The following is a 21955-nucleotide window of genomic DNA, read 5'->3' as shown; positions in this document are numbered from 1 at the left end:
GGCAGCGCCCCTTAGTTCCTTCCACCGGGCGCGTAACGTCGCCCGTAGCCTTTGATCAGAACGACCCCGACACCTGCACGAACCAGTTGCGCGGGCGGGCGAAGATGCGCTCGGCATAGCCCAGCGTGGCAAGCGAGGCGTTGCCCTGGATCAGATAGCGCTCGTCGAAGACGTTGTTGACACCCGCGGTCAGCTCCAACCCATTGTCGAGCTTCAGCGACAGCGAGGCGTTGCCGGTGAAATAGCCATCCTCCTCGATCAGCGGGATGCTGCCGGTGATGAAGGTGATCTTCGACGTATAGCTGCCGTCGATCCGCGGCGTCAGCGTCGTGCCGCCGCCCAGTTCGATCGCGTAGGACAGGCCGAAATTGGCCTGCAGATCGGGGGTGAAGGGCAGGTCGTCGTTCGGCGTCACCGTCGCGGTCGCGCCGGGGATCGGGGTGATGCTCTTGATCTTGTCGTCGAGCACGCTGACGCTGCCGTCGAACATCAGGCCCCAGGGTGCGCGGTAGCTCGCTTCGGCTTCTAGCCCGCGGATGCGCGCCTCGCCGGCGTTGAACAGCAGCGGCACCACGCCCTGGCGGAAGATCAGCTGGATGTCGCTATATTGCGCCTCGAACGCCGCGAGGTTCAGGCGGAGCCGACCGATATTGGTCTTCACGCCGACTTCGTAGCTGGTCACGCTCTCTTCGCCGAACGGCACCGGCAGATTGTCCACGGTCGCGGCATTGTAGCGCGTGTTGAAGCCGCCCGACTTGAAGCTCTTCGCATAGGACGCATAGGTGCTGATCGCCGGCGTCCAGCGATATTGCACGCTGGCCGATCCGGTCAGCGCCGAGAAGCTCTGCTGGAACGGGCGGTTGAAGATGAACAGCGGTCCGCCCTGGGTCGTCGCCAGCGTCGGCAGCGGGTTCGGGTCGGGCAGGGTGGCGGGGAACAGGTTGAACACCGTCCCCTGATAGAATTTGCGATCCGAGGTGTAGCGCAGCCCGCCGCTCAGTTCGAGCCCGTCGACCGGCGCCCAGGTCGCCTCGCCGAACACCGCCAGCGAGTCGGTCTTGAGCCGCGACAGCTGAAGGTCGCGGCTGGTCGGTCCGCCGGCCAGGATCGACGAGATCACCGGGGGCGATGGCGGGAAGGCGAGGAACACCGTCGCACGCTCGTTGGTGGTCTCGTTGAAATAATAGCCGCCCAGGATGCCGCTGACCTTGCCGAAATCAAGCTGGAGCTGGATTTCCTGGCTGAACTGCTGCGACTTCGACCCGACATCGGTGGTGATCATCGTGAAGGGCGTGTTGTCCGCGTCGCGAATGCCGCGCGATTCGGTCTCGCGGTAAGCGGAGATCAGCTTGACCAGCGCCTGGTCGGTCAGGCGGATATTGGCCGTGCCGGCCACGCCCCAGACCTCGGACATGCTCATCACCGGCGCGGTGCCGCCGTTGACGAAGTCGCCGCGCGCCTGGAAGTCGTTGGCGCAGCGGCTGTCGTTGATCAGCGGCACGTTCGGCGCGCCGAAGCGCGGATTGCCGGGGGTGATCGGCGCGAAGGGGATGGTCGCGCCGGGGCAGCCCGCCGCGACGCTGACGATCGCGGCGACCGGCGCCTGTTCGTTGATCCCGGCGAAGACGAAGGGCGCGCCATGTTCGTCGCGCTTCGAATAATCGGCGCGCAGGAACAGGTCGAAATCGCTCGACGGCTCCCATTTCAGCGCGCCGTTGAACGAGTAACCATTCTCGTTACCGAGATCGAGGCCGTCGACCGCACGGATGACATAGCCGTCGCGCTTGCGGAACCCGCCCGAGACGCGCGCGGCCAGCGTGTCGCCGATCGGGATGTTGAGCGAGGCGAAGCCCTCGACCAGATTGTCGTTGCCGACACGCACGCGGCCGCGCGCGCCGAACTTGCCGAGTTCGGGCTGGCGAGTGCGGACCAGGATCGCGCCGCCGATCGTGTTGCGGCCGAACAGCGTGCCCTGCGGCCCGCGCAGCACCTCGACCCCGGCAATGTCGCCGAAATCGATCGCGCCGCCCACGGCGCGGCCGAGATAGACCTCATCCAGATAGATGCCGACGCCCGGATCGACCGCCGCGGTCGGATCGACCTGGCCGACGCCGCGGATGAACACGACCGACGAGGCGCTGTTGCCCGACAGCTGGCCGGCGGGTTTGAACTGGAGGCTGGGCGTGATGCGCTCCAGGTCCTGCGTCTGCAGGATCTGGCGCTGCTCGAGCATCTCGGAACTGAAGGCCGAGATCGCGACCGGTGTGTCCTGGAGGCTTTCCTCGCGCCGCCGGGCGGTGACGATGATCTCGGTCGGATCCGCCTCGCTCGCCTCGGCCGGGCTTTCCTGCACCGGGCTGTCCTGCGCCAATGCGGGCGTCGCGACGCCAGTGAGTGCAAATGCTGCCGCGGCTGCGCCATACATGAAAGCGGCGCGCGTCTTCGATCGAAGCCCGTTCATCGATACCTCCCCTGTCGTGCGGAGGTCTCTGCGCCCCCGATCAACAATGGTCCCGAGTTTAGATCGGCAACGGCTATTGTCAATAACTGTAATGCTACAAAACTAATTCATTCATTGGCCGGATGGCCGCCGATCGATAGTCAACAATGCTGAAATGTAGATGGTTGATACACTCGACTGATACCTCTGGTCGGACGGGAAGGGGTGGCTCCATAGGATTTATAAGATCAAGCTTGCCCCTGCGCGCGAGAAACTTCATCAGGGCCATGGTAGCGCTATCCCCGCCACGCGCGGGCGGTATGCGGACCAGCAAGACGATAAAGGGGAGACGATGATGAGCAGCACGCATGACCGGTCGATGACGGGCCGCAAGGGCAAGTCCTGGCTGCGCCTCGCGTCGATCGCCGCGGGTCTCGCCTTGTCCGCGGTCGCTGCGCTTCCGGCGGCGGCGCAGGAGGTGCCGCGCCTGGTGTCGAAGAATGGCCGTCACGCCCTGATCGTCGACGGCGCGCCGTTCCTGATGCTTGGGGCGCAGGCGAACAATTCGAGCAACTATCCCGACGCGCTGCCCAAGGTCTGGCCGGTAATCTCGGCGATGCATGCCAACACGCTGGAAATGCCGATCGCCTGGGAACAGGTCGAGCCGGAGGAGGGCAAGTTCGACTTCTCGTTCGTCGACACGCTGATCGCGCAGGCGCGCGAGCAAAAGGTGCGGCTGGTGCTGCTGTGGTTCGCGACGTGGAAGAACACCGGCAACAGCTATGTGCCCGAATGGGTCAAGCGCGATGCGAAGCGCTTCCCCCGGATGCGGACCGCAGACGGCAAGCCGCATCACGCGATGAGCCCGCACAGCCGCACCACGCTGGAGGCGGACAAGCGGGCGTTCGTCGCGCTGATGACGCATCTGGCCAAGGTGGACCGCGACAACACCGTCATCATGGTCCAGCCGGAGAATGAGGCGGGCAGCTACACGCTCAAGCGCGACCATGCGCCCGAGGCGGTCCGCCTGTTCAACGGGCCGGTGCCCGCCGAGTTGGTGCGGGCGCTGAAGGTCAAGTCGGGCAACTGGACCGACGTGTTCGGCAAGCGCGCCGAGCAGTTCTTCCATACCTGGTATCTCGCCCGATATATCGACGAGATCGCGGCGGCGGGGAAGGCGGTCAAGCCGCTGCCGATGTACGTCAATGCCGCGCTGGGCAACGCCTTTACCGACGAGAATGGCGATGTCGGACCCTCGGGCGGACCGAACTGGAACGTCATTCCGATCTGGAAGGTGGCGGCGCCGCATATCGATCTGGTGGCGCCCGACATCTATACCCGCGACGCGCCCGCGGTCGCCTCGTTCCTCGACAAATATGCGCGCCCCGACAATGCGCTGATGGTGCCCGAGATCGGCAATGCCAGCGAATATGCCCGCTTCTTCTGGCCGACTCTTGGCCATGGCGGGATCGGCTTCGCGCCGTTCGGCATGGATGCGACGGGCTTCTTCAACTATCCACTGGGCGCCAAGACGTTCGACGACGGCACGCTGGAGGCGTTCGCCGCGCCCTATCGCCTGCTGAAGCCGATGGCGTCCGACTGGGCGCGCATCGCGTTCGAGAATCCGGTCTGGGGCACCGCCAAGGGCTTTCCCGAGGCCGACCAGTCGAGGGTCATGGGCCGGTGGAAGATCAGCGCGCAATATGGCCTGTGGCAGATGGGCGAGCCCGAATGGAACTGGTTCAAGATCGACAAGCATCCCGAGGCGGACAAGGACACCGGCGGCATGGTCGTTGCGCAGATCGCGCCCGACAGCTTCCTGATCACCGGCACCCATGTCCGCATCCGCATCGGCCTTGCCAAGCCCGCGGCCGGCGAGCTGGCGCAGATCCTGCGCACCGAAGAGGGAAGCTTCGTCGACGGCAAATGGGTGGCGACGCGCCGCTGGAACGGCGACCAGACCGATTACGGATTCAACTTCACCGATCGGCCGGTGATGCTGAAGGTCACGATGGGCTCGGTCGGCAACTGAACGCGGGGCGCGGCCCGTTGCCGGTCGCGCCCGTTTTCAGATGGCTCAGGCGCCAGCCAGTGTCCGCCACATTGTGCGCGGCGCTCGGGGATCCGGAACTGAGAGATGGCAGGGGAGCTCGGACTCGAACCGAGGGCCTTCGGTTTTGGAGACCGACGCTCTAACCAACTGAGCTACACCCCTGTGCGGAACGCGGCTTTAGCGGGACCGGGGTGCGGGGGCAAGAGGATGTTGGTCGATTGCCCGCGCTTTCACGCCGGAGAGCAATCCGTCTGTTACGGAACGTTGCTGAGGAAAATTCCGGATTCCCGTTTGTCCCCGAAATGGGCACACAGAGACCTGATGACCTCGATGCCCCGATTCGTTCCGGCGAATGCCGAGGAGTTTCCTGCAATCCGGATCGTCACCCGTCTGCTCGCCGAGATGCAGACCGGAATCGTCGCCTCCGGTGTCCGGGCGCTGGACGGCGGGCTGGAGCGGTTCGCGATCTTCACGCTGATCGTGCGGCAGACCATGCCCGATCTCGAGGGGGACAGCGGTGCAAATATGGGCCGGACGATCTCGGTCTATTCGCTCGCATCGTCCATGTCACAGCCATATGAGACGATGCGCCGGCATGTGAACGCGCTGGTCGACATGGGCCTGTGCGTCCGGCTGGAAGGCGGGGTTGCGGCGACTCCCGACGGATTGCGACTGCCGCATTTCGCCGCGCTGATGATCGAGACGCACGACCGGTTCGTCCGGCTGATCGACGACATGGCTGCGCTCGATATCGCGATGCCGAGATCGCGACCGGGCGTGCCCTATGACCTGCGCGTCGGCGTGCAGATCGCGGTCGACATGATGCTGGCCGCGGCGGACACCAATCGCGGCACGCATGAGGATATCGTCGAACTCGCGCTATTCTCTTCCATCTTGTGCGGCAATCTGGCGCGGGTGGCGAAGGATCGCCCGCTGGCGCTCAAATATCGCGACCAGCGCGAACTGGTGCCCGACGAGTTGCTCGATGCGATGCGGATCAGCGTGCTGGCGCGCGTCATCGGGTTGCCGGACACCACCGTCCGGCGGCGGGTGGGGACGATGGTTTCCGAAGGGAAGTTGATCCGCAAGGGCAGCGGGGTCGTGATCTCGCAGGCGTGGATGAACGACGAGGCCTGCATGGCGACCAGCCTTGCCAGCTATCGCAACACGCGTCGGCTGCTCGAGCGGATGGCGACGACCGGCTTTCCCTTCGAAGCGCCGGCCAGCGCCTATGTGATGGGCCGGCCGGCGGACATGGTCTTCGCCTGACCGCTCAGGCGGCGGCCGCGGTGCCGTCGCTCGACAGGGTCAGGGCATGCGCTTCCGGCGCGGGCAGGGGGCGGCCGAAATAATAGCCCTGGACCTTGGTGCAGCCGAGCCGACGGACCATCAGATGCTCGTCCTCGGTCTCGACGCCTTCCGCGGTCGTCGCCATCCCCAGACTGTCGGCGAGCGCCACCACCGCGCGGATGATCGCGATCGCCTCCTTCGCGCCGCGCGACGCGGCCTGGACGAAGCTACGGTCGATCTTGATCGACGAGAAACGCGTACGGCTGAGATAGCCGAGCGAGGAATAGCCGGTGCCGAAATCGTCGAGACTGAGGCGGATGCCGAGGTCGAGCAGCTTCTCCAGCACCTGCACCGCGACCGTGCCGTGGCGCATGAAAACGCCTTCGGTCACCTCCAGTTCGAGCCGATCGGCTTCGAGGCCCGACTGGTTCAGCGCCTGGGCGACGACCGTGAAGAAATTGGGATTGTACAGTTGTTCGGGGCTGACATTGACCGCGACGCGGACCGGCGTTTCCCACCGCGCCGCCTCGGCGATGGCGGTGCGCAGCACCCATTCGCCGATCGGTCCGATCAGCCGCGCTTCCTCAGCCAGCGGCACGAACTTGGCGGGCGAGATCGGCCCGAGCTTGGGGTGGGTCCAGCGCAGCAGCGCCTCGAACCCGGTCAACCGCCCGGTCTCTGCATCGACCACCGGCTGGTAGTGGAGATGCATCTCGTCATTGGCCACCGCGCCGCGCAGCGCGATTTCCAGCACCCGCCGCTCCTCCGCTGCCAGATGCAACTGGGGCTCATAGGCGTGGAACAGACCGCCGCCGGCATCCTTCGACCGGTAGAGCGCCAGGTCGGCCGAGCGGATCAGCGTCTCCGCGGTCCGGCCGTCGCGCGGGCCGAAGGCAAGGCCGATCGAGGCGCCGATATAGAGGGTATGCTGGTCGACCTCATAGGGGCGGGTGAGCGTCTCGATGATCGTTTGCGCCAGCTGCTCGACGCCATCGCGGTCGGCGGCATCGAGAACCACCACCGCGAACTCATCGCCGCCCAGCCGTCCGATCATCTCGTTCTCGGTCATCAGCAGGCGAAGCCGGTCGGCGACCTTGCCGAGCAGTCGATCGCCGACCGGATGGCCGAGCGTATCGTTGATCGCCTTGAACCGGTCGAGGTCGAGCATCATGAAGGCGCAGCGCGATCCCCATTTCTCCGCCTCGGCCATCGCGCCGCTCAGCGTCTCGTGGATCAGCAGCCGGTTGGGCAGGCCGGTCAGCGTGTCGTAGCGCGCCATGCGGTTGATCCGGGCAGCCGAATGCTGCGCCTCGGTCACGTCGGAGCCGACGCCGCGAAAGCCGATAAAGCCGCCGCGCTCGTCGAAGCGCGGGGTGGCCGACATCTGCCACCAGCGCTGGTCGCTGCCCACCTGGACGGGCAGCAGCAGGTCGCGGAACGGCTCTCTGGCCTTGAGCCGGGTGGCCAGTTCGCGCAGCCCCGGCGCGAAGTCGCCGCTATCCCAGCTCGGGCCGGCTACCAGCTGGAGGAACGGCGTGCCGTTGATCGTCGCGGGGTCGGCTCCGATCGACAGGGCGAAGCCCGGATTCGCGCGGCTCACCCGGCGGTGGGCATCGATCTCCCACAGCCAGTCGGCGCTGGTGTCCTGTGACTCGCGCAGCAACAGGCTGACCGTTTCGTCGCGCTCGGCGATCGCGAGTTCATGGGCACGGATCACGACCAGCGAATGTCCGCGGCGGAAGACCGTCACGATGAGCAGCGTGGTGAAGATCAGCGTGGCGGCGGCCAGGTCCGCAGCGGCGACGAGACAGAGCATCGCCGTCATCGAAAGGCCCAGGATCGTGACGAAGGCGATCGTCGCCAGCGGCAGCGCCGCCATCGCGACCGCGCTGGCGGTCATCAGCAGCGAGAAGATGATCCACAGCGACAACGCCGTCTCGATGGTGCCCAGATGGCCGAAAGCGAGGGGCGGGATCGACCAGACGACCCCCAGTGCGATGCCGTCGAGCGCGGTGTCGCGGACATCGTTCAGCGAGGCGGTAAGACCGTGACGCGCGCGCGCGGCGAGGCGGCGGAAGGCGACACCGCAGCCGATTGCTCCGGTGAGCGCGCCCCATGATGCGAGCGCCCACAAGGGCGCGACGGGCGCGAGGACGAGCGTGACGAGCGCGGCCGCGACGAGATTGGCCGCGAACATGAAGATTGCGAGCTCGCTTCCGGCATTCAACTGGGCAGCGCGGATCGGGCCCCAGTCGGTGGCATCCTGCGGCTCGTGAAGCCCAAGAAGTGCGGGGGCGTCGATGCGCGGCATCGCGAACCGGGAGGTCGGCTGATCGGTCACCCCGCCAGACTAGCGCAAGGTGGTTAGCGAGAGGTTTAGGATCGCTTGCAGCTGCAACTATTTCAGCCGCCGACGAAGCTAGTTCCTGACGAAAAAGGCGCCCCGGCGGCAATGCCGGAGCGCCTTTGATCCTTCGATCGCCTGACCCTCAGGCGGCGAGCGCGTAGGGCTTGATCTCGCCGTTCAGATACAGGTTGCGCGCCTTGGCCCGGCTGAGCTTGCCCGAGCTGGTGCGCGGCAGGGTGCGCGGCGGGACCAGCTCGACGACGCAGTTCATGCCGGTGACCGAGCGAACGCGCTCGCGGATCTCGTCGCGCAGGCGGAGGCGCTCGATCTCGTCCGAGGTGCGGCACTGGACCAGCACCGCCGGCGTCTCTTCGCCGCCGGGGGTGGTGATCGCGAAGGCGGCGATGTCGCCCTGCTTGAAGCCGGGCAGCTGCTCGACCGCCCATTCGATGTCCTGCGGCCAGTGGTTCTTGCCGTTGACGATGATCATGTCCTTGGCGCGGCCGACGATGTAGATATAGCCTTCGCTGATATAGCCCATGTCGCCGGTATCGAGCCAGCCGTCGACCAGGCAGGCGGCGGTCGATTCGGGGTCGCGGAAATAGCCGACCATCACCGACGGACCGCGGCACCAGACCTTGCCGATCGCCTTTTCGGGAAGCGGCGTGCCGTCTTCCTCGCGGATCTGGATCTCCATGTCGCGCGCCGGCTTGCCGCAGTTGACGATGGCGCGGAAGCGCTGCGGCCGGTCGGCGCGGGCGACATCGCCGCCCGACAGCTGGGTTTCCTCGACCAGTTCGACGCGGATGCCTTCGCCCGGGGGCATGATCGAGACTGCCAGCGTAGCCTCGGCCAGGCCGTAGCTGGGCAGGAAGGCGGATGCCTTGAACCCGGCGTCGGCGAAGGCATCGACGAACTTCTGCATCACGTCGGGACGGATCATGTCCGCGCCATTGCCGGCGACGCGCCAGCGCGACAGGTCGAACCGGTCCGAGGCCTTGGTCTGCGACGACATGCGGCGCGCGCAGATGTCATAGCCGAAGGTCGGCGAATAGCTGAGCGTCGTGCCCTCGTTGCGGCTGATCAGGTCGAGCCAGGCGAGGGGGCGGCGGGCGAAATCCTCGGTCTTTAGATAGTCGGTCGATACCTGGTTGGCGACGACCGAGAGCAGGCAGCCGACCAGACCCATGTCGTGATACCAGGGCAGCCAGGACACGCAGCGATCGCCGTCGCCGACATGCATGCCATGGCTGTGCGCGGCGAGATTGTTCAGCAGGGCGTGGTGGGTGATCGCGACGCCGTGGGGGAAGCGGGTCGATCCGCTGGAATATTGCAGATAGGCGATGTCGTCGGTCGTCGCGACGGGCAGCGTTGTCTCGATCGCGGGGCGCTGGTCGAAATCGCTCCAGTCGATCCCCTCGACCCCGCGGGCGCGCGCCGCCTCGGCGCACATCGCACCGATTTCGGGGGGGTAGATCAGCATCGTCGGGTCGCAGCTGGTCAGCTGGACGGTGAGCTGGTCGATATAGGATTGGGCACCGCCGAACGAGGTCGGCAGCGGCAGCGGCACCGGCCAGGCACCGGCATAGATCACGCCGAAGAACAGCGAGGCGAACTCAGGGCCCGTCTCGGCGATCAGGGCGATGCGATCCTCGGGCTTCACACCGGCGGCGATCAGGCGATAGGCCTGCTCCAGCGCGTCGGCGCGCAGTTCCGAGAACGGATAGGGGCGGGCAAGATTGCCGCGCGCGTCGTGAAAATTCAGCCCGCGAACGCCCTGCGCGGCATAGTCCAGCGCCTCGCCAACCGTGGCGAAGTCGGCATAGCGCCGCACAAGCGTGTCGTCCGTCGGCGTCGGAGCCAGCGTTGCCGGCGAGGCCGAATTGTTTTCGGGCGATCCCGTAACGTCCAAAACCATTCCTGTCTCTTTACCCCTGTGTGGCAGCGAACCCAGTGCCCCCACACGCAGAAAATCTACGATCGGTTCTGCTGCGCACTGTCGTTCAAAATCGGTTGCCACTGTGGCACAATCATGGCGCATGACCCAGCAGCGCCGCGTCCTATCCCCTTTGAATCAAGCCGATCTGGAGCGTTTGGCGCTGCGTTACGTCGAGCGATATGCGACGACCCGAGGCCGCCTCGCGACCTATTTGCGCAGGAAAATCCGCGAACGGGGCTGGGATGGCGAGGCTGCGGCGGACCCGGTCGCGCTGGCCGAGCGGATGGCCGAGCTGCGCTATGTCGACGACCGGGCCTTTGCCGAGATGCGCGCCGGATCGATGGGGCGGCGCGGACTGGGCGCGCGACGGATCGAGCAGGCGCTGCGTTTCGACGGGATCGACGAGCAGGACCGCAGCGCCGTGTCGTCGATGCTGGAGGAGGACGCGACGACCAGCGCGCTTGCCTTTGCCCGGCGCAAGCGGATCGGCCCCTGGGCACGCGAGACGGCGGATCAGGCGCTGCGGCAGAAACAGGTGGCAGCGCTGGTCCGGGCGGGTCATGCGCCCGATCTGGCGCGACGAATCGTCCGCATCGAGCCGTCCGACGACCCGGACGAGGCGGTGGCGTTGGCGGGACTTTCCTGAACGCTTCGCAATCAACCTCTCGAACCGAGGGAAACCACCTGATACAAAGCAGTTTCCAGCGCAGAAAAAGATGATAGTGTCATCGACTGGGGGAAGAATGACATGCGTGCGAACCCGCAGCTTATGCAGCCCGGACCGGTCGCGGACGAGTTGCCTGTGACAGAGAGGATGGACGTCGAGGGTGGTCCGGAGGGGCTGCCCTGTTCCGGCGTCGTGAAATGGTTCGACGTGACGCGGGGCTTCGGCTTCGTGGTCGCCGACCAGCCCGAACTCGGCGACATCCTAGTTCATTTCAGCGTATTGCAGGATCATGGCCGGCGCAGCCTGCCCGAAGGCGCCCGCGTCGAATGTTTCGCGGTGAAGCGGCACCGCGGGTTCCAGGCGACGGCGATCACCTCGATCGACATGAGCGGCGCGGTCGAGCTTGTCCGGCCGAAAACGCCCGATCGGGCCGATCGGCTGAAGCTGATCGAATCTGCCGGCGACTGGGAACCCGTCACGGTCAAATGGTTCAACCGAATCAAGGGCTATGGCTTCCTGGTGCGCAACGGAGACAGCAGCGACATTTTCGTGCATATGGAGACGCTGCGGCGCGCCGGCATCGACGAGATCGAGCCCGGCCAGCCGCTGAGCGCCCGGATCGTCGACGGAGAGAAGGGGCCGCTGGCGGTAGCCGTCGAAGGGATTGGCTGAACCCCAATGGTGTACAAGCGTGCGTTGAAGGCGGCGATTGCCGCCGCGATCCTGTCCGGGTCGCAACTGTCGATTGTGGACGTGGCGGCAGCCCAGACCGTCAGGACCGCGGTGCCCATGATCGAGGTCGTGGTGACCAGCGCCTCGGGCAAGGCGCATCGTTTCCAGGTCGAGCATGCCAAGACGTCCGAGGCGCAGTCGCGCGGGCTGATGTACCGCACCGAGCTGCCGCGCGATGGCGGCATGTTGTTCGCGCCCTATCCCGGTGACGGCAGTCCGCCGCGCGAGGCGAGCTTCTGGATGCACAACACGCCCAGTGCGCTCGATATCCTGTTCATCCGGCCCGACGGGGTGATCGCGCGAATCGCGGCGAACGCAGTCCCGTTCGACGAGACGCGGATCCTCTCCGGCGAGCCGGTATCGGCAGTACTCGAACTGAACGGCGGCCGGGCCGCCGAACTGGGAATCTCGACCGGGGACAGGGTCGACTGGCCGGGCCGCAGGCGCGGCAGGGCAAAGTGATCGGTTCGGCGGCAGGAATCGAATTGCCTCCGCACCGGGCGTCGCGCTAAGGGCAGCCGCATGGGTATCCTCAAGAATATTTTCACCTGGTGGGAAGGCGCCACCTTCGGCACCTGGATGGGTCTGCGCGGCAAGACCCGCGTCGGCGAGGATTCGCTGGGCAATGTCTATTGGGAAGGCGGCAGCGACACCGCCGGCAACCCGCGCCGCTGGGTCATTTATTCGGGCCTGAACGACGCCAGCCGCGTCCCGCCCGAATGGTTCAGCTGGCTGCATCACCAGATCGAGGGGGCACCCGACCAGTCGCTTCCGGCGCCGCGCGTCTGGGAAAAGCCGCCCGAGCCCAACCGCACCGGCACGATCGAGGCATGGCGTCCCAAGGGTGCGCTCGAGGAGGGTGGCCGGCGTGTCGCCGCCACCGGCGATTATGAGGCCTGGACTCCCGGCGCATGACCTTGCGTCTCCGTACGGCGACCGCGGCGGCCCTGCTGCTCGGCCTTGGCGCCTGTGGCGGGGACAATGCCGTAAGCGCCGGCAATAATCAGAGCATCGACGACATCGTCACCACCGACGGCGGGGACGTGACCAATGTCGCGCCGTCCGCCGACGTCACCGAGGTGGCGCCCGACGGGACGGAGGCGGCCGCGGCGACGCCGATGAAGGACCGGGTTGCGACGATCGGCCTGCTCAACAAGCGCAACGGCCAGTCGCGCGAATTGAAGCTGAAGCCCGGCCAGTCCGTGCGCGTCGGCGACACGATCGTCCGGCTGCGCGCCTGCGAAAAGACCGCGCCCTGGGAGAATTTCCAGGACGAGGGCGCCTTCGTCCAGCTCGACGTGCGGCAGCCGGATCAGAGCTGGCGTCGCGTCTTCTCGGGCTGGCTCTATGCCGCGCGTCCTGCACTCAACGTCGTGCAGCACCCGATCTATGACGTCTGGGCCAAGAGCTGCACGATGACCTTCCGCGATTCGGGGCCCAATACGGTTTCCGCAGGAGACGCGACCAAGGGGTCGTCCGGCGCGAGCAAGGCGTCGAGCGCGCCGAAATCGCCCGCCGCCGAGCCCGAACCGGCTCCGGCAGCGTCGCCCAGCGCGGCGCCCAGCAACCCGACATAATCGTCGCGCGGAATCTCGATCGCGCCGAGCGATGCGAGATGATCGGTGATGAACTGGCAGTCGAGCAGGGTGAAGCCGCCGACGCGCAGTCGCGCGACCAGCCAGGCGAGAGCGACCTTCGACGCGTCGCGCGCGCGGCTAACCATCGACTCACCGAAAAAGGCACGGCCGAGCGCGAGGCCGTAAAGCCCGCCGACCAGCCGGTCCTCTTCCCAGACTTCGATCGAATGGGCGAAGCCGCGACGGTGCAGTTCGATGAACACCGTCTCGATCGGTCCGCTGATCCAGGTGTCGGGGCGGTCGTCGGCGCTTTCGGCGCACAGCCGGATGATCTCTTCGAAACGTGTGTCGGCGGTGACCCGGAACCGGTCCGACAGGATCGTCTTGCGCAGCGACTTCGACAGGTGGAAGCCGTCCAGAGGCAGGACGCCGCGCAATTTGGGCTCGACCCAATAGACGCTGGCAGCGTCGCGATCGTCGGCCATGGGGAACACGCCCATCGCATAGGCGCGCAGGATGAGATCGGGATCGAGGATTTGGGGGGTGTTCTGGCGGTGGCTCACCGCTTGCTTGTAAGGCGCCGCTCGATCGCTTGCCAGAGGCCGGAAAAAGCCTGGGCGGCGGGCGTCCGCGGGGCATAGTCGCCCAGCGGCGTGCGGCGCGTCGCCATCGCCTCGACGATGCTTGCCATGGGGATGACCGGCCAGTCGGGATGCGCCTGGATCGCCTCGGCATGGAGGCGCCGGCGACCGTCGACCATCGAATGGACCGGCATCAGCGGAACCTTGTTGCCCTTGGCAACCAGATGCGCGGCAACCTCGTCATAAGCGCGCATCGACAATGCCGAGGGGACGACCGGCACGACGATCAAGTCGGCGGCACGCATGACCTGCTCGCTGGTGTCGGTCAGGCCGGGCGGGCAATCGAGCAGGATCCGATCATAGTCGCTCGCGAGTTGCCCGAGCAGCTTGGCGAGCCTCTTCTTCTTGTCGAGCTGATGGAACAGCAGGTCGAGATCGCGCAGCGACGCGTCGGCACCGAGCAGGTCGAGCCGGTCGAACCGGGTGGGTCGGATCAGCCGATCGGCATCGAGATCCCTGGTGAACACCGCCTGGGCGCGGTCGCGCGCGCCAGGGCCATGCTCGAGCAGGAAGGTGGCGGCTGCCTGAGGATCGAGATCCCATAACAGGGTGCGCCGGGAAGACTGGATGGCGGAAGACCAGGCGAGATTGACCGCGAGCGTCGTTTTGCCGACACCGCCCTTCAGGCTGTAGACCGCTACCGTCGCCACCCGCGCATTCTCCGGAGATGCTGCCCGATTGGATCAGGGCATGAAAAAAGGCCGGCGGGAAGCCCGCCAGCCTTTTTCTTGCGAGAGAATGTTACGTTACGAAGACGAGACCGAAGCCTCGCGCTTCAGGTCAGGCCTTGCAGGTCTTGGTGCCTGCGCCCGGTGCTTCGATCGTCGCAGCCTTGGCATCGCCGGTGATCTTGTAGCCACCGTCGGCAACGAAGGGCTGGCCGGCTTCGGGTGCGCGCAGCGTGGTGCCGCCCATCGCGCCCTTTTCGGTCTTCAGGACGGCGATCTTGTCGCCTTTCATGAAGTCGACAAAGGCGAGCGTGTTGCCCGGCTGGCAGCGGAAGCTGACGCTGGACGCGATCGACGGCGGCAGTTCCACCGGCGGAGCGTTCTTCACCTTCTCGGCATTGGGGTCCGCCGGACGGGCGCCGATCACTTCGGGTTCGGGCTTGCAAGCGGACAGCGAAAGGATTGCGACCAGGGCTGTTGCGAGGATGGGGAGGGTTTTCATAGCGGATGCTCTGTTTGCCGATGGTTTCCAGCCCGTCAAGGCTTTCGTGATATAAAGTCACACAATTTTTGTGCGACGCAATGAAATTACGTTCACTCGTGAAATTCCTCGATCTCGGGAATCCGCCCAAAGGCGATCTTGCTTCCCACCGCGTCGAGTCGACCTCCGTTTAACGGTCCGACCGAGACTGCCGTGCGTCCGAAACGTTCATTGATCCGATCCATGGCACGGCTCAGCGCAAGCGTGCGCGTTTCGCGAGCCAGTGGGTTGTCCGGATCGAGCGACGCGAACAGCGAGTGCTGGTCGCCATCCGCCGCCTCGATCTCGCACAGCGTCACGCCGATCATCCGGAGTCGGAAGCCGCCAGGCCGCTTTCTTCCCGCATCCGCGAGCCGTGGAAACAGGTGATCAAGTGCGTGAAGAATCACGAAACTGTCCTGCGTCCGCGGCAATTTGATCGAGGCCCGCCAGTTGGACTTGTCGTCCTCGAACTTGCCGTGAAGCACGAGCAGCCGCGTCCGATAGCCCTTGCGGCGCAGGCGGCTGGCCGCCTTCAATGTGAGCCGGCGCGCGGTCAGCCGGGTCGGCTCCATCCCGCGCTTCGATGGCGAGAGGACATGGCTGTGCCCGATCGTGCGGCTCTGCCTCGGCTTGTCGGGCAGGTCGACGCCGTGAAGCAGAAACCACAGCCGGTCGCCGTTCAGGCTGCCCCAGGCTGTGCCTGCGTCGCGCGGGCGCCGCTCGCAATATTGGCGGATGTCGAGGATGCCGTCCTGCGCCAGCCGACGCTCCATCTTTGCCCCGATCCCGGCGATGTCGCGCAGCTTCAGGTCGTAGAGCCGCTCGGGCAATTCATGCTCCTGCAGCATCACGAGCCCGTCGGGCTTCTGCATGTCGCTAGCCAGTTTCGCGAGCAGGCGGTTGGGCGCGATCCCGACCGACGAGGTCAGGCATTCGCCGACATTGGCAAGGATCGCTGTCTTGATCCGGCGGGCAAGCGCGAGCGCCGCCTCGGGCGAATTCTCGTTATCGAGCAGGCGGCAGGCGACCTCGTCGATCGAGCAGACCATCGTGACCGGGATATGCTTCCAGATCTCGTCGACGATGCGGTGATGATATTCGACATATTTCTGGTGCTGCGCCGGGGCGATGACCAGGTCGCGGCACTTGCGCTTGGCCTCCCATACCGGCGTCAGCGTGGTGATGCCGTAGCGCTTCGCCTCGACCGAGGCGGCGATCGCGACGGTGGTGTCGCTGTCGACCGGGGCGACGATCAGCGGCCGCCCGCGCCACGCCGGATTCAGCTGTTGCTCGACGCTGGCGAAATAGGAGTTGAGGTCGAGGAACAGCCAGCGCAGCGGCCGCGGCGGAAAGGCGAGCACGGCCTCGGGCGCGGTGATGGGTTCGAGGCGAGTCGGTTGTGGCATCTGGTGCGGAACAATAGTGGAACATAGCCACCGCGCCAATCGAGGGATGGGGCGTCGCGGCCCGACCCGGCGGAGAGCCGGGCAGCGACGGGCCGGCGGCGTCCGGAGCGCCGCCGGCGATCGGGCGAGATCATACAGGCTCACTCCGCGCCCCGCAGCGCCCTATCGCTGCGCGGGGAAGCTGCCTCGGCACGATCGATCAGCCCGAGATATTCGCGGCGCCAGAGGCCGCTCTGGCTGCCGGCGAGCGTGCGCGCATCCTGCCAGCTCCAGCGCCCGAGCAGGGGATCGCCGCGCAGCAACTGGGCGAAGCCGGCGACCGACACGGCGAAGGCCAGGTCGCCTTGCGGTGCCGATGCCTGGGTCAGCAGCGATGCCGCGACGGGGCGCTGGATCAGCCGCGAGCTGCTGCCCTCGGGCAGCTTGTAGCGCAGCTTCACGAAGGCGAACTCGCCGCCGTCGCCGGTCCAGCCGGCAGCCGGGGTCTCGCCCCCACGGTCCGACCGGTTGGCGGCGTAGCGCCGTTCGCCGGTCCAGCCCTTTGCGCCGCGGGGGACGACTTCATAGAGTGCGGTGACCTGATGCCCGGCGCCGATATCGCCGGCATCGACCTTGTCATTGGCGAAATCCTGTTCGCGCAGCGCGCGGTTCTCATAGCCGATCAGCCGATATTCGCTGACTTGGGCCGGATTGAACTCGACCTGGACCTTCACGTCCTTGGCGATGGTGAACAGGGTAGAGCTCAGCTCCTCGTCGAGGACCTTTCGCGCCTCCATCGCGCTGTCGATATAGGCATAGTTGCCATTCCCCTTGTCGGCGATTCCCTCCATCATCGCGTCGTTGAGATTGCCCTGGCCGAAGCCGAGCGTGGTGAGGGTGATGCCGTCGTCGCGGTTGCGCTCGATCAGCTGTTCGAGCTGCGACGGATCGGTCATCCCGACGTTGAAATCGCCATCGGTCGCCAGGATGACGCGGTTGATGCCGTCGCGCCGCATGTTTGCGCGGGCGGTTTCATAGGCGAGTTCGATCCCTTCGCCGCCAGCGGTCGATCCGCCCGCGCTCAACCGGTCGAGCGCATCGCGGATCTCGTCGGGATCGCTGCTGGCGTCGAGGATCAGTCCGGCGGCGCCGGCATAGACGACGATCGAGACGCAATCCTGCGGGCGCAAATTGTCGGCCAGCATCGTCAGCGACTGTTTCACCAGCGGCAGCTTGTCCGTATCCTCCATCGATCCCGAGACATCAATGAGGAACACCAGATTGGCGGGCGGCCGCTGGCGATAGCTTAGGTCATAGCCGCGCAGGCCGATGCGCAGCAGCCGCGTATCCGGGTTCCACGGCGTGCGCGCGACATCGGTCGTCACGCTGAACGGCTCGCTGCGGTCGGCGGGCAGGGGGTAGTCATAGCGGAAATAGTTGACCAGTTCCTCGGTGCGGACCGCATCCTTCGGCACCGGCTGGCCGCTGGTGAGGAAGCGGCGGACGTTGGAATAGGCGGCGGTGTCGACATCGACCGCGAAGGTCGAGACCGGCGCCGTCGCGGTGCTTTGCACGGGCGAGATGTCGTTCGCCTTGTAGCGCTCGCGCATCTCGGGCGGCAGGGTGGAGACGTCGACGATCTCGGGGCTGACGCCGCCCTGATAGTCGGAGCCGCCTGGGCCGCCGCATCCCGAAAGCAGTGCCGCACAGATCGTCGTGGTCGCCAGATAGCTTAACCGCATTGCATCCCTCCTTGCCTTGATCTTGCCTTAAATGTGGCATGATTGTGGCGAGACAGGCAAGGGGATTTGCGTGGCATCCCATTGCGCGGAAATTGGCGTTTAATTCAAGCGAGATAGGAGGAGAGCGCCGACCAGTTCGGCAGCTTGGCATCAAGCCCGATGGTGTGCAGCGGGCTGCTCGAAGGCAGCGAAATCAAGGCAATCGAATCACATTTATGCCTTAATTGGGCGGTGCCGTGGCGCCATGCGGTCCCGCCGTTGAACGCGATCGCCCGCAGGTCCGGCAGTGACGCGGCGAGCGCGGCGATGTCGCGAACCTCCGGCTCGCGGATCGCGGCGTCGGTGCTTCCCTTGCGCTGCGCACTAGCGACGACGTCCCACAGGCCGACATGCGCGTCGAGCAAGGCGTCGAGGCGCGCGCCATAGTCGAGTGCGGTCAGGTCGCGACCGATGGCTGCCGACATCAGTCGCCAGAACTGATTCTGGGGATGGGCATAATAGCGCCCTGCCGCAAGCGACCGCTCGCCCGGCAGGCTGCCGAGCACGAGCAGACGGACGCGCGGATCGACGACGGGCGGAAAGGCGTGCTTGCGGGGGTCCATCAGGCCCGGACTAGCATGGCGGGTGGGGCGGAGGGGAGTGGGTCGATAGGTCGAGCGCCGCGACTGTCGGCTGCAGCGCGCCTTGCACCATCCCATCACATTGCCAGTGCCGGATCGCCTGCCTAAGCATTGGGGCATGTGCGGAAATGCTTCCTTTGCGACGGCGCCGATCGGGCGGCTGCGGCATGGCAGCAGGGAGCAACTCGCGCGGCATTGCCATGATATCGCCTTCGCCGCGCTGGTGCTGAGCGGCGAGTATCAGGAGGCGGGCGACGAGGGGCGGTCGCTGGTGCGTGCCGGCGACGTGCTGATCCACCATGCCTATGAATCGCATCTCGATCGCGTGTCCGCCGCGGGGGCGGAGGTGCTGGTGATGCCGGTGCCGGCGGCGCTGGCAGATGCCGAGCGGGTTCGGGGGCGGGTGGGCGATCCCGACCGGATCGTCCGCGCGGCCGAGTGCGATCCGCGGGTGGCGGCGGCGATGCTGGCCGATGCCTTTATGCCGGTCGAGGTGGCGGCACTGGACTGGCCCGACCTGCTGGCGGATGAGTTGCGCATCGCAGGCAGCATCGCGCTGGCGGAATGGGCGGATCGCCACCGGCTGCGGCCCGATACGGTCAGCCGCGGCTTTCGCCAGGCCTATGGCTGTGCCCCGCGCCAGTATCGCGCCGCCGTTCGTACCCGGCTGGCGCTGCGCGCGATCACCGGGACGCGCGAGCCGCTGGCGGAGATCGCGCTGAACACGGGATTTGCCGACCAGGCGCATATGACGCGGGCGATCGGCGCGATGACCGGCCGGACGCCGCGTGCGTGGCGCGCCGCCAACTGGGTTCAAGACGGTGTCGCTCGCGGCTGATAGACCCGTCGGCGGACAGAAGGAGTTTCAGGTTCATGCATATTCGACGCCGCGAGTTTCTTGCCTCGATTCCCCCGGTCGTGGCAGCCGCCACGCTGCCGGCGACGGCGCGCGCGCAGGCCGCGACCGCCGCTCCCGGCTCGGAAGCGGAGAAGCTGAACCAGGCGCTCGACTGGGCCTATGACGCGCTGATCCGCGAGGACCCCGAATTCGCCACCGCGCTGGGCCTGGACAAGGGTGACAATATCGCCGCCAAGTCGCGGCTCGCCGACCGGTCGCCCGCCGGGATCAAGCGCCAGCAGAGCCTGTACCGCGAGGGGCTGAAGAAGCTGAAGGCGATCGATGCCGACAAGCTGACGGGCATGGACCGGATCAATTACGACACGTTCCGCGGGCCGTGGGAAACCTATGTCCAGGCCTATGACCGGTTCAGCTATGGCACGCACAGCTGGCCCGAGCCGCATCCGGTGACGCAGCTGAGCGGGACCTATCGGTCGATCCCCGATTTCCTGATCAACCAGCATTCGATCGCCGGCCAGGCGGATGCCGATGCCTATATGGCGCGCTGCGCCGATTTCGCCGCGCAGATCGACAACGAGACCGGCCGGATGCAGGCCGATCATGCCGCCGGCGTGATCCCGCCCGATTTCGTGATCGACCGCACGCTGCAGCAATATGAGCGGATCGTGGCGCCGCGGCCCGAGGCCAACGGCCTGACGACCAACCTGGCCGAGAAGACGGCGAAGGCCGGCATCGCCGGCGACTGGACCGCGCGGGGCACGGCGGTAGTGCGCGACCGCATCTATCCGGCGATGCAGCGCCAGATCGCCGAACTGCGCAAGGTGCGTGCGCGGGCGACGCATGACGGCGGCGTGTGGCGGCTGCCCGACGGCGCGGCCTATTACGACTATGCGCTTGCCTATGCGACGACGACGACGATGTCGGCGGACGAGATCCACAAGCTGGGGCTGGAGCGCATCGCCGAGCTGACCGCGCGGGCCGATGCGATCTTCCGCGAACAGGGCATGACCAAGGGCACGGTCGCCCAGCGGCTGCTCGCGCTGGGCAAAGACCCGCGCTACATCTATCCCAATACCGATGCCGGCAAGGCGAAGCTGATCGCCGAGCTGAACCTGCAGATGATCGAGATGCAGAAGCGGCTGCCCGAGATGTTCGGGCGGCTGCCCAAGGCGATGGTCGAGATCCGCCGCGTGCCGCCGGAGATCGAGGCGGGCGCGACCGGCGGCTATTACCAGAGCCCGGCGCTGGATGGGTCGCGCCCCGGTGCCTATTACATTAACCTGCGCGACACAGCGGAGAATCCGCGCTGGTCGCTGCCGACGCTGACCTATCACGAGGCGACGCCGGGGCATCACCACCAGATCGCGCTCGCTCAGGAAGCGACCGGCATTCCGCCGCTGCGCCGCCTGCCGGCCTATTCGGTCTATACCGAGGGCTGGGGGCTCTATGCCGAGCAGCTGGCCGACGAGATGGGCGCCTATGCCAAGGATCCACTGGGGCGGCTGGGCTATCTCCAATCCTATCTGTTCCGCGCGGCGCGGCTGGTGGTCGATACCGGGCTGCACCATCAGCGCTGGAGTCGGGAAAAGGCGATCGCCTATATGAACGACACGCTGGGCACGCCCGAGCCGAGCAACGTCACCGAGGTCGAGCGCTATTGCGTGTGGCCGGGGCAGGCGACCAGCTACATGGTGGGGCAGACGCGCTGGGTTGCGCTGCGCGAAAAGGCGCGCGCGGCGCTGGGCGAGCGGTTCGACATTCGCGGCTTCCACGACACCGCGCTGGCTGCGGGCGCGATGCCGGTGTCGGTGCTGGAGACGGTGATCGACCGCTGGGTCGAGACGCGCAAACAGGCCTGACGCGCAGGGCGTTGATGCGGGCGCGGGCGCGCAATAGGATCACCGTCAATCAAGATTGACGAGAGGATGCCTGCCCATGTCCGCATCGCCGTCCGCGCCCATGCGCCGCTATGCCGAGTTCTGGCCGCATTATCTGCGCGAACATGCGCGGTCGGAAACGCGAGTGCTTCACTATGTCGGGACGGCGCTGACCCTGGTGTTCGCGGCGGTCGCGATCCGCTGGGGCGGGTGGTGGTGGGCGCTGGTCCCGGTCGCCGGCTATGGCTTTGCCTGGGCGGCGCATTTCGCGGTCGAGAGGAACCGGCCGGCGACCTTCAGCCACCCCCTATGGTCGCTGGTCAGCGACTATCGCATGTTCTTCCTGTGGATCAGCGGCCGGCTGGGGCCGCATCTCGATCGCGCCGGGGTGTCACGCTGATCTCCGGGATCGGGCGGTCGGCGTCCTCGATCGATACTTCGTCGACCGCTGCCCAGAAACAGTCGAGCGAGACCGGATTCGTCTCGCGCCGATCGGGGGCGAGGAGGAAGGGTGCGGGATCGCTGTCGCGGAACATTGCGGGCTCTTGCAGATTTTGATGTCGTGCCAGGCTGGCGTCCGTGAAATGAATCGCGG

18 protein-coding genes, 1 tRNA gene and 1 pseudogene are annotated in these 21955 nt (G+C 66.4%); 10 read left to right on the top strand and 10 right to left on the bottom strand.

The annotated features are described in order from the left end of the window. Positions 1-55: 55 nt before the first annotated feature. Entirely contained in the window at positions 56-2461 is a 2406-nt protein-coding gene (locus ACZ1H8_RS02205; RefSeq protein ID WP_465179785.1) for a TonB-dependent receptor, read from the bottom strand. A gap of 331 nt (positions 2462-2792) precedes the next feature. Here ACZ1H8_RS02205 and ACZ1H8_RS02200 point away from each other — a divergent pair, with 331 nt between their 5' ends. Then, positions 2793-4472 carry a DUF5597 domain-containing protein gene (locus tag ACZ1H8_RS02200; protein WP_465179784.1) on the top strand — a complete coding sequence of 560 codons (1680 nt, stop codon included), beginning with the start codon at positions 2793-2795 and terminating at the stop codon, positions 4470-4472. Positions 4473-4578: 106 nt separating this feature from the next. Here the strand turns inward: ACZ1H8_RS02200 and ACZ1H8_RS02195 are convergent. Further along, positions 4579-4655: transfer RNA gene (locus ACZ1H8_RS02195), tRNA-Trp, on the bottom strand. Between the two features lie 159 nt (positions 4656-4814). On the opposite strand from ACZ1H8_RS02195, the gene ACZ1H8_RS02190 reads away from it, so the two are divergent. Further along, entirely contained in the window at positions 4815-5762 is a 948-nt protein-coding gene (locus ACZ1H8_RS02190) for a hypothetical protein (RefSeq protein WP_465179783.1), read from the top strand. A gap of 4 nt (positions 5763-5766) precedes the next feature. Here the strand turns inward: ACZ1H8_RS02190 and ACZ1H8_RS02185 are convergent, their stop codons facing one another. Both ACZ1H8_RS02185 and ACZ1H8_RS02180 read right to left on the bottom strand, forming a co-directional pair. Continuing rightward, a complete protein-coding gene (locus tag ACZ1H8_RS02185) occupies positions 5767-8094 on the bottom strand; it encodes a putative bifunctional diguanylate cyclase/phosphodiesterase (protein ID WP_465181320.1) in 2328 nt (775 codons plus the stop codon). Between the two features lie 178 nt (positions 8095-8272). Then, on the bottom strand, positions 8273-10048 hold the full coding sequence (locus ACZ1H8_RS02180) for a fatty acyl-AMP ligase (protein WP_465179782.1): 1776 nt from the start codon (positions 10046-10048) through the stop codon (positions 8273-8275). 121 nt (positions 10049-10169) lie between these two features. Here ACZ1H8_RS02180 and ACZ1H8_RS02175 point away from each other — a divergent pair, with 121 nt between their 5' ends. The 5 genes and pseudogenes from ACZ1H8_RS02175 to ACZ1H8_RS02155 all read left to right on the top strand — a co-directional run. Then, positions 10170-10715, top strand: a complete 546-nt coding sequence (locus ACZ1H8_RS02175; protein ID WP_465179781.1) for a regulatory protein RecX — start codon at positions 10170-10172, stop codon at positions 10713-10715. 168 nt (positions 10716-10883) lie between these two features. Then, positions 10884-11408 (top strand): cold-shock protein, encoded by a 525-nt coding sequence (locus ACZ1H8_RS02170; protein WP_465181319.1) that lies wholly within the window; start codon positions 10884-10886, stop codon positions 11406-11408. A 6-nt stretch (positions 11409-11414) separates the two neighbouring features. After that, complete coding sequence (locus ACZ1H8_RS02165) at positions 11415-11930, top strand: DUF192 domain-containing protein (RefSeq protein WP_465179780.1); 516 nt, start codon at positions 11415-11417, stop codon at positions 11928-11930. Between the two features lie 60 nt (positions 11931-11990). Further along, a complete protein-coding gene (locus ACZ1H8_RS02160; protein WP_465179779.1) occupies positions 11991-12383 on the top strand; it encodes an NADH:ubiquinone oxidoreductase subunit NDUFA12 in 393 nt (130 codons plus the stop codon). After that, a pseudogene (locus ACZ1H8_RS02155) lies at positions 12380-12820 on the top strand (DUF2155 domain-containing protein); the annotation flags it as partial. The gene ACZ1H8_RS02160 and the pseudogene ACZ1H8_RS02155, both read left to right, overlap by 4 nt. 35 nt (positions 12821-12855) lie before the next feature. Here the strand turns inward: ACZ1H8_RS02155 and aat are convergent. The 6 genes from aat to ACZ1H8_RS02125 all read right to left on the bottom strand — a co-directional run bounded on the left by aat (position 12856) and on the right by ACZ1H8_RS02125 (position 18606). Next, the gene (gene aat / locus ACZ1H8_RS02150; protein WP_465181318.1) at positions 12856-13545 is read right to left on the bottom strand and encodes a leucyl/phenylalanyl-tRNA--protein transferase; all 690 of its coding nucleotides are present in this window, start codon (positions 13543-13545) and stop codon (positions 12856-12858) included. A 59-nt stretch (positions 13546-13604) separates the two neighbouring features. Further along, complete coding sequence (locus ACZ1H8_RS02145) at positions 13605-14336, bottom strand: ParA family protein (protein WP_465179778.1); 732 nt, start codon at positions 14334-14336, stop codon at positions 13605-13607. A gap of 130 nt (positions 14337-14466) precedes the next feature. After that, positions 14467-14856 carry a hypothetical protein gene (locus tag ACZ1H8_RS02140; protein WP_465179777.1) on the bottom strand — a complete coding sequence of 130 codons (390 nt, stop codon included), beginning with the start codon at positions 14854-14856 and terminating at the stop codon, positions 14467-14469. Between the two features lie 92 nt (positions 14857-14948). Beyond that, the gene (locus tag ACZ1H8_RS02135; protein WP_465179776.1) at positions 14949-16283 is read right to left on the bottom strand and encodes a DNA polymerase Y family protein; all 1335 of its coding nucleotides are present in this window, start codon (positions 16281-16283) and stop codon (positions 14949-14951) included. A 140-nt stretch (positions 16284-16423) separates the two neighbouring features. Next, positions 16424-18004: a vWA domain-containing protein gene (locus tag ACZ1H8_RS02130; RefSeq protein WP_465179775.1), complete on the bottom strand. Its 1581-nt coding sequence runs from the start codon at positions 18002-18004 to the stop codon at positions 16424-16426. Positions 18005-18108: 104 nt separating this feature from the next. Further along, complete coding sequence (locus ACZ1H8_RS02125) at positions 18109-18606, bottom strand: DNA-deoxyinosine glycosylase (protein WP_465179774.1); 498 nt, start codon at positions 18604-18606, stop codon at positions 18109-18111. Positions 18607-18742: 136 nt separating this feature from the next. Between ACZ1H8_RS02125 and ACZ1H8_RS02120 the strand changes: the two genes are divergently transcribed. From ACZ1H8_RS02120 to ACZ1H8_RS02110, 3 genes are all read left to right on the top strand, one after another. Continuing rightward, a complete protein-coding gene (locus ACZ1H8_RS02120) occupies positions 18743-19462 on the top strand; it encodes a helix-turn-helix domain-containing protein (protein ID WP_465179773.1) in 720 nt (239 codons plus the stop codon). A 35-nt stretch (positions 19463-19497) separates the two neighbouring features. Further along, on the top strand, positions 19498-21342 hold the full coding sequence (locus tag ACZ1H8_RS02115; RefSeq protein ID WP_465179772.1) for a DUF885 domain-containing protein: 1845 nt from the start codon (positions 19498-19500) through the stop codon (positions 21340-21342). Positions 21343-21418: 76 nt separating this feature from the next. Continuing rightward, positions 21419-21760 carry an Mpo1-like protein gene (locus ACZ1H8_RS02110; protein WP_465179771.1) on the top strand — a complete coding sequence of 114 codons (342 nt, stop codon included), beginning with the start codon at positions 21419-21421 and terminating at the stop codon, positions 21758-21760. Positions 21761-21955: the final 195 nt, after the last annotated feature.

It is taken from the genome of Sphingomonas sp. BL-S-25 (genome assembly GCF_055521555.1).
Note: the sequence above shows the minus strand (reverse complement) of the source record. Positions and strands in the feature narration are given on the sequence as shown.

What these genes read in the sequence shown, in the direction of transcription:
- ACZ1H8_RS02205 (WP_465179785.1), bottom strand. Translation starts at nt 2,461, where the DNA reads ATGAACGGGCTTCGATCGAAGACGCGCGCCGCTTTCATGTATGGCGCA.
- ACZ1H8_RS02200 (WP_465179784.1), top strand. Translation starts at nt 2,793, where the DNA reads ATGATGAGCAGCACGCATGACCGGTCGATGACGGGCCGCAAGGGCAAG.
- ACZ1H8_RS02190 (WP_465179783.1), top strand. Translation starts at nt 4,815, where the DNA reads ATGACCTCGATGCCCCGATTCGTTCCGGCGAATGCCGAGGAGTTTCCT.
- ACZ1H8_RS02185 (WP_465181320.1), bottom strand. Translation starts at nt 8,094, where the DNA reads ATGCCGCGCATCGACGCCCCCGCACTTCTTGGGCTTCACGAGCCGCAG.
- ACZ1H8_RS02180 (WP_465179782.1), bottom strand. Translation starts at nt 10,048, where the DNA reads ATGGTTTTGGACGTTACGGGATCGCCCGAAAACAATTCGGCCTCGCCG.
- ACZ1H8_RS02175 (WP_465179781.1), top strand. Translation starts at nt 10,170, where the DNA reads ATGACCCAGCAGCGCCGCGTCCTATCCCCTTTGAATCAAGCCGATCTG.
- ACZ1H8_RS02170 (WP_465181319.1), top strand. Translation starts at nt 10,884, where the DNA reads ATGGACGTCGAGGGTGGTCCGGAGGGGCTGCCCTGTTCCGGCGTCGTG.
- ACZ1H8_RS02165 (WP_465179780.1), top strand. Translation starts at nt 11,415, where the DNA reads ATGGTGTACAAGCGTGCGTTGAAGGCGGCGATTGCCGCCGCGATCCTG.
- ACZ1H8_RS02160 (WP_465179779.1), top strand. Translation starts at nt 11,991, where the DNA reads ATGGGTATCCTCAAGAATATTTTCACCTGGTGGGAAGGCGCCACCTTC.
- aat (WP_465181318.1), bottom strand. Translation starts at nt 13,545, where the DNA reads ATGGGCGTGTTCCCCATGGCCGACGATCGCGACGCTGCCAGCGTCTAT.
- ACZ1H8_RS02140 (WP_465179777.1), bottom strand. Translation starts at nt 14,856, where the DNA reads ATGAAAACCCTCCCCATCCTCGCAACAGCCCTGGTCGCAATCCTTTCG.
- ACZ1H8_RS02135 (WP_465179776.1), bottom strand. Translation starts at nt 16,283, where the DNA reads ATGCCACAACCGACTCGCCTCGAACCCATCACCGCGCCCGAGGCCGTG.
- ACZ1H8_RS02130 (WP_465179775.1), bottom strand. Translation starts at nt 18,004, where the DNA reads ATGCGGTTAAGCTATCTGGCGACCACGACGATCTGTGCGGCACTGCTT.
- ACZ1H8_RS02125 (WP_465179774.1), bottom strand. Translation starts at nt 18,606, where the DNA reads ATGGACCCCCGCAAGCACGCCTTTCCGCCCGTCGTCGATCCGCGCGTC.
- ACZ1H8_RS02120 (WP_465179773.1), top strand. Translation starts at nt 18,743, where the DNA reads ATGTGCGGAAATGCTTCCTTTGCGACGGCGCCGATCGGGCGGCTGCGG.
- ACZ1H8_RS02115 (WP_465179772.1), top strand. Translation starts at nt 19,498, where the DNA reads ATGCATATTCGACGCCGCGAGTTTCTTGCCTCGATTCCCCCGGTCGTG.
- ACZ1H8_RS02110 (WP_465179771.1), top strand. Translation starts at nt 21,419, where the DNA reads ATGTCCGCATCGCCGTCCGCGCCCATGCGCCGCTATGCCGAGTTCTGG.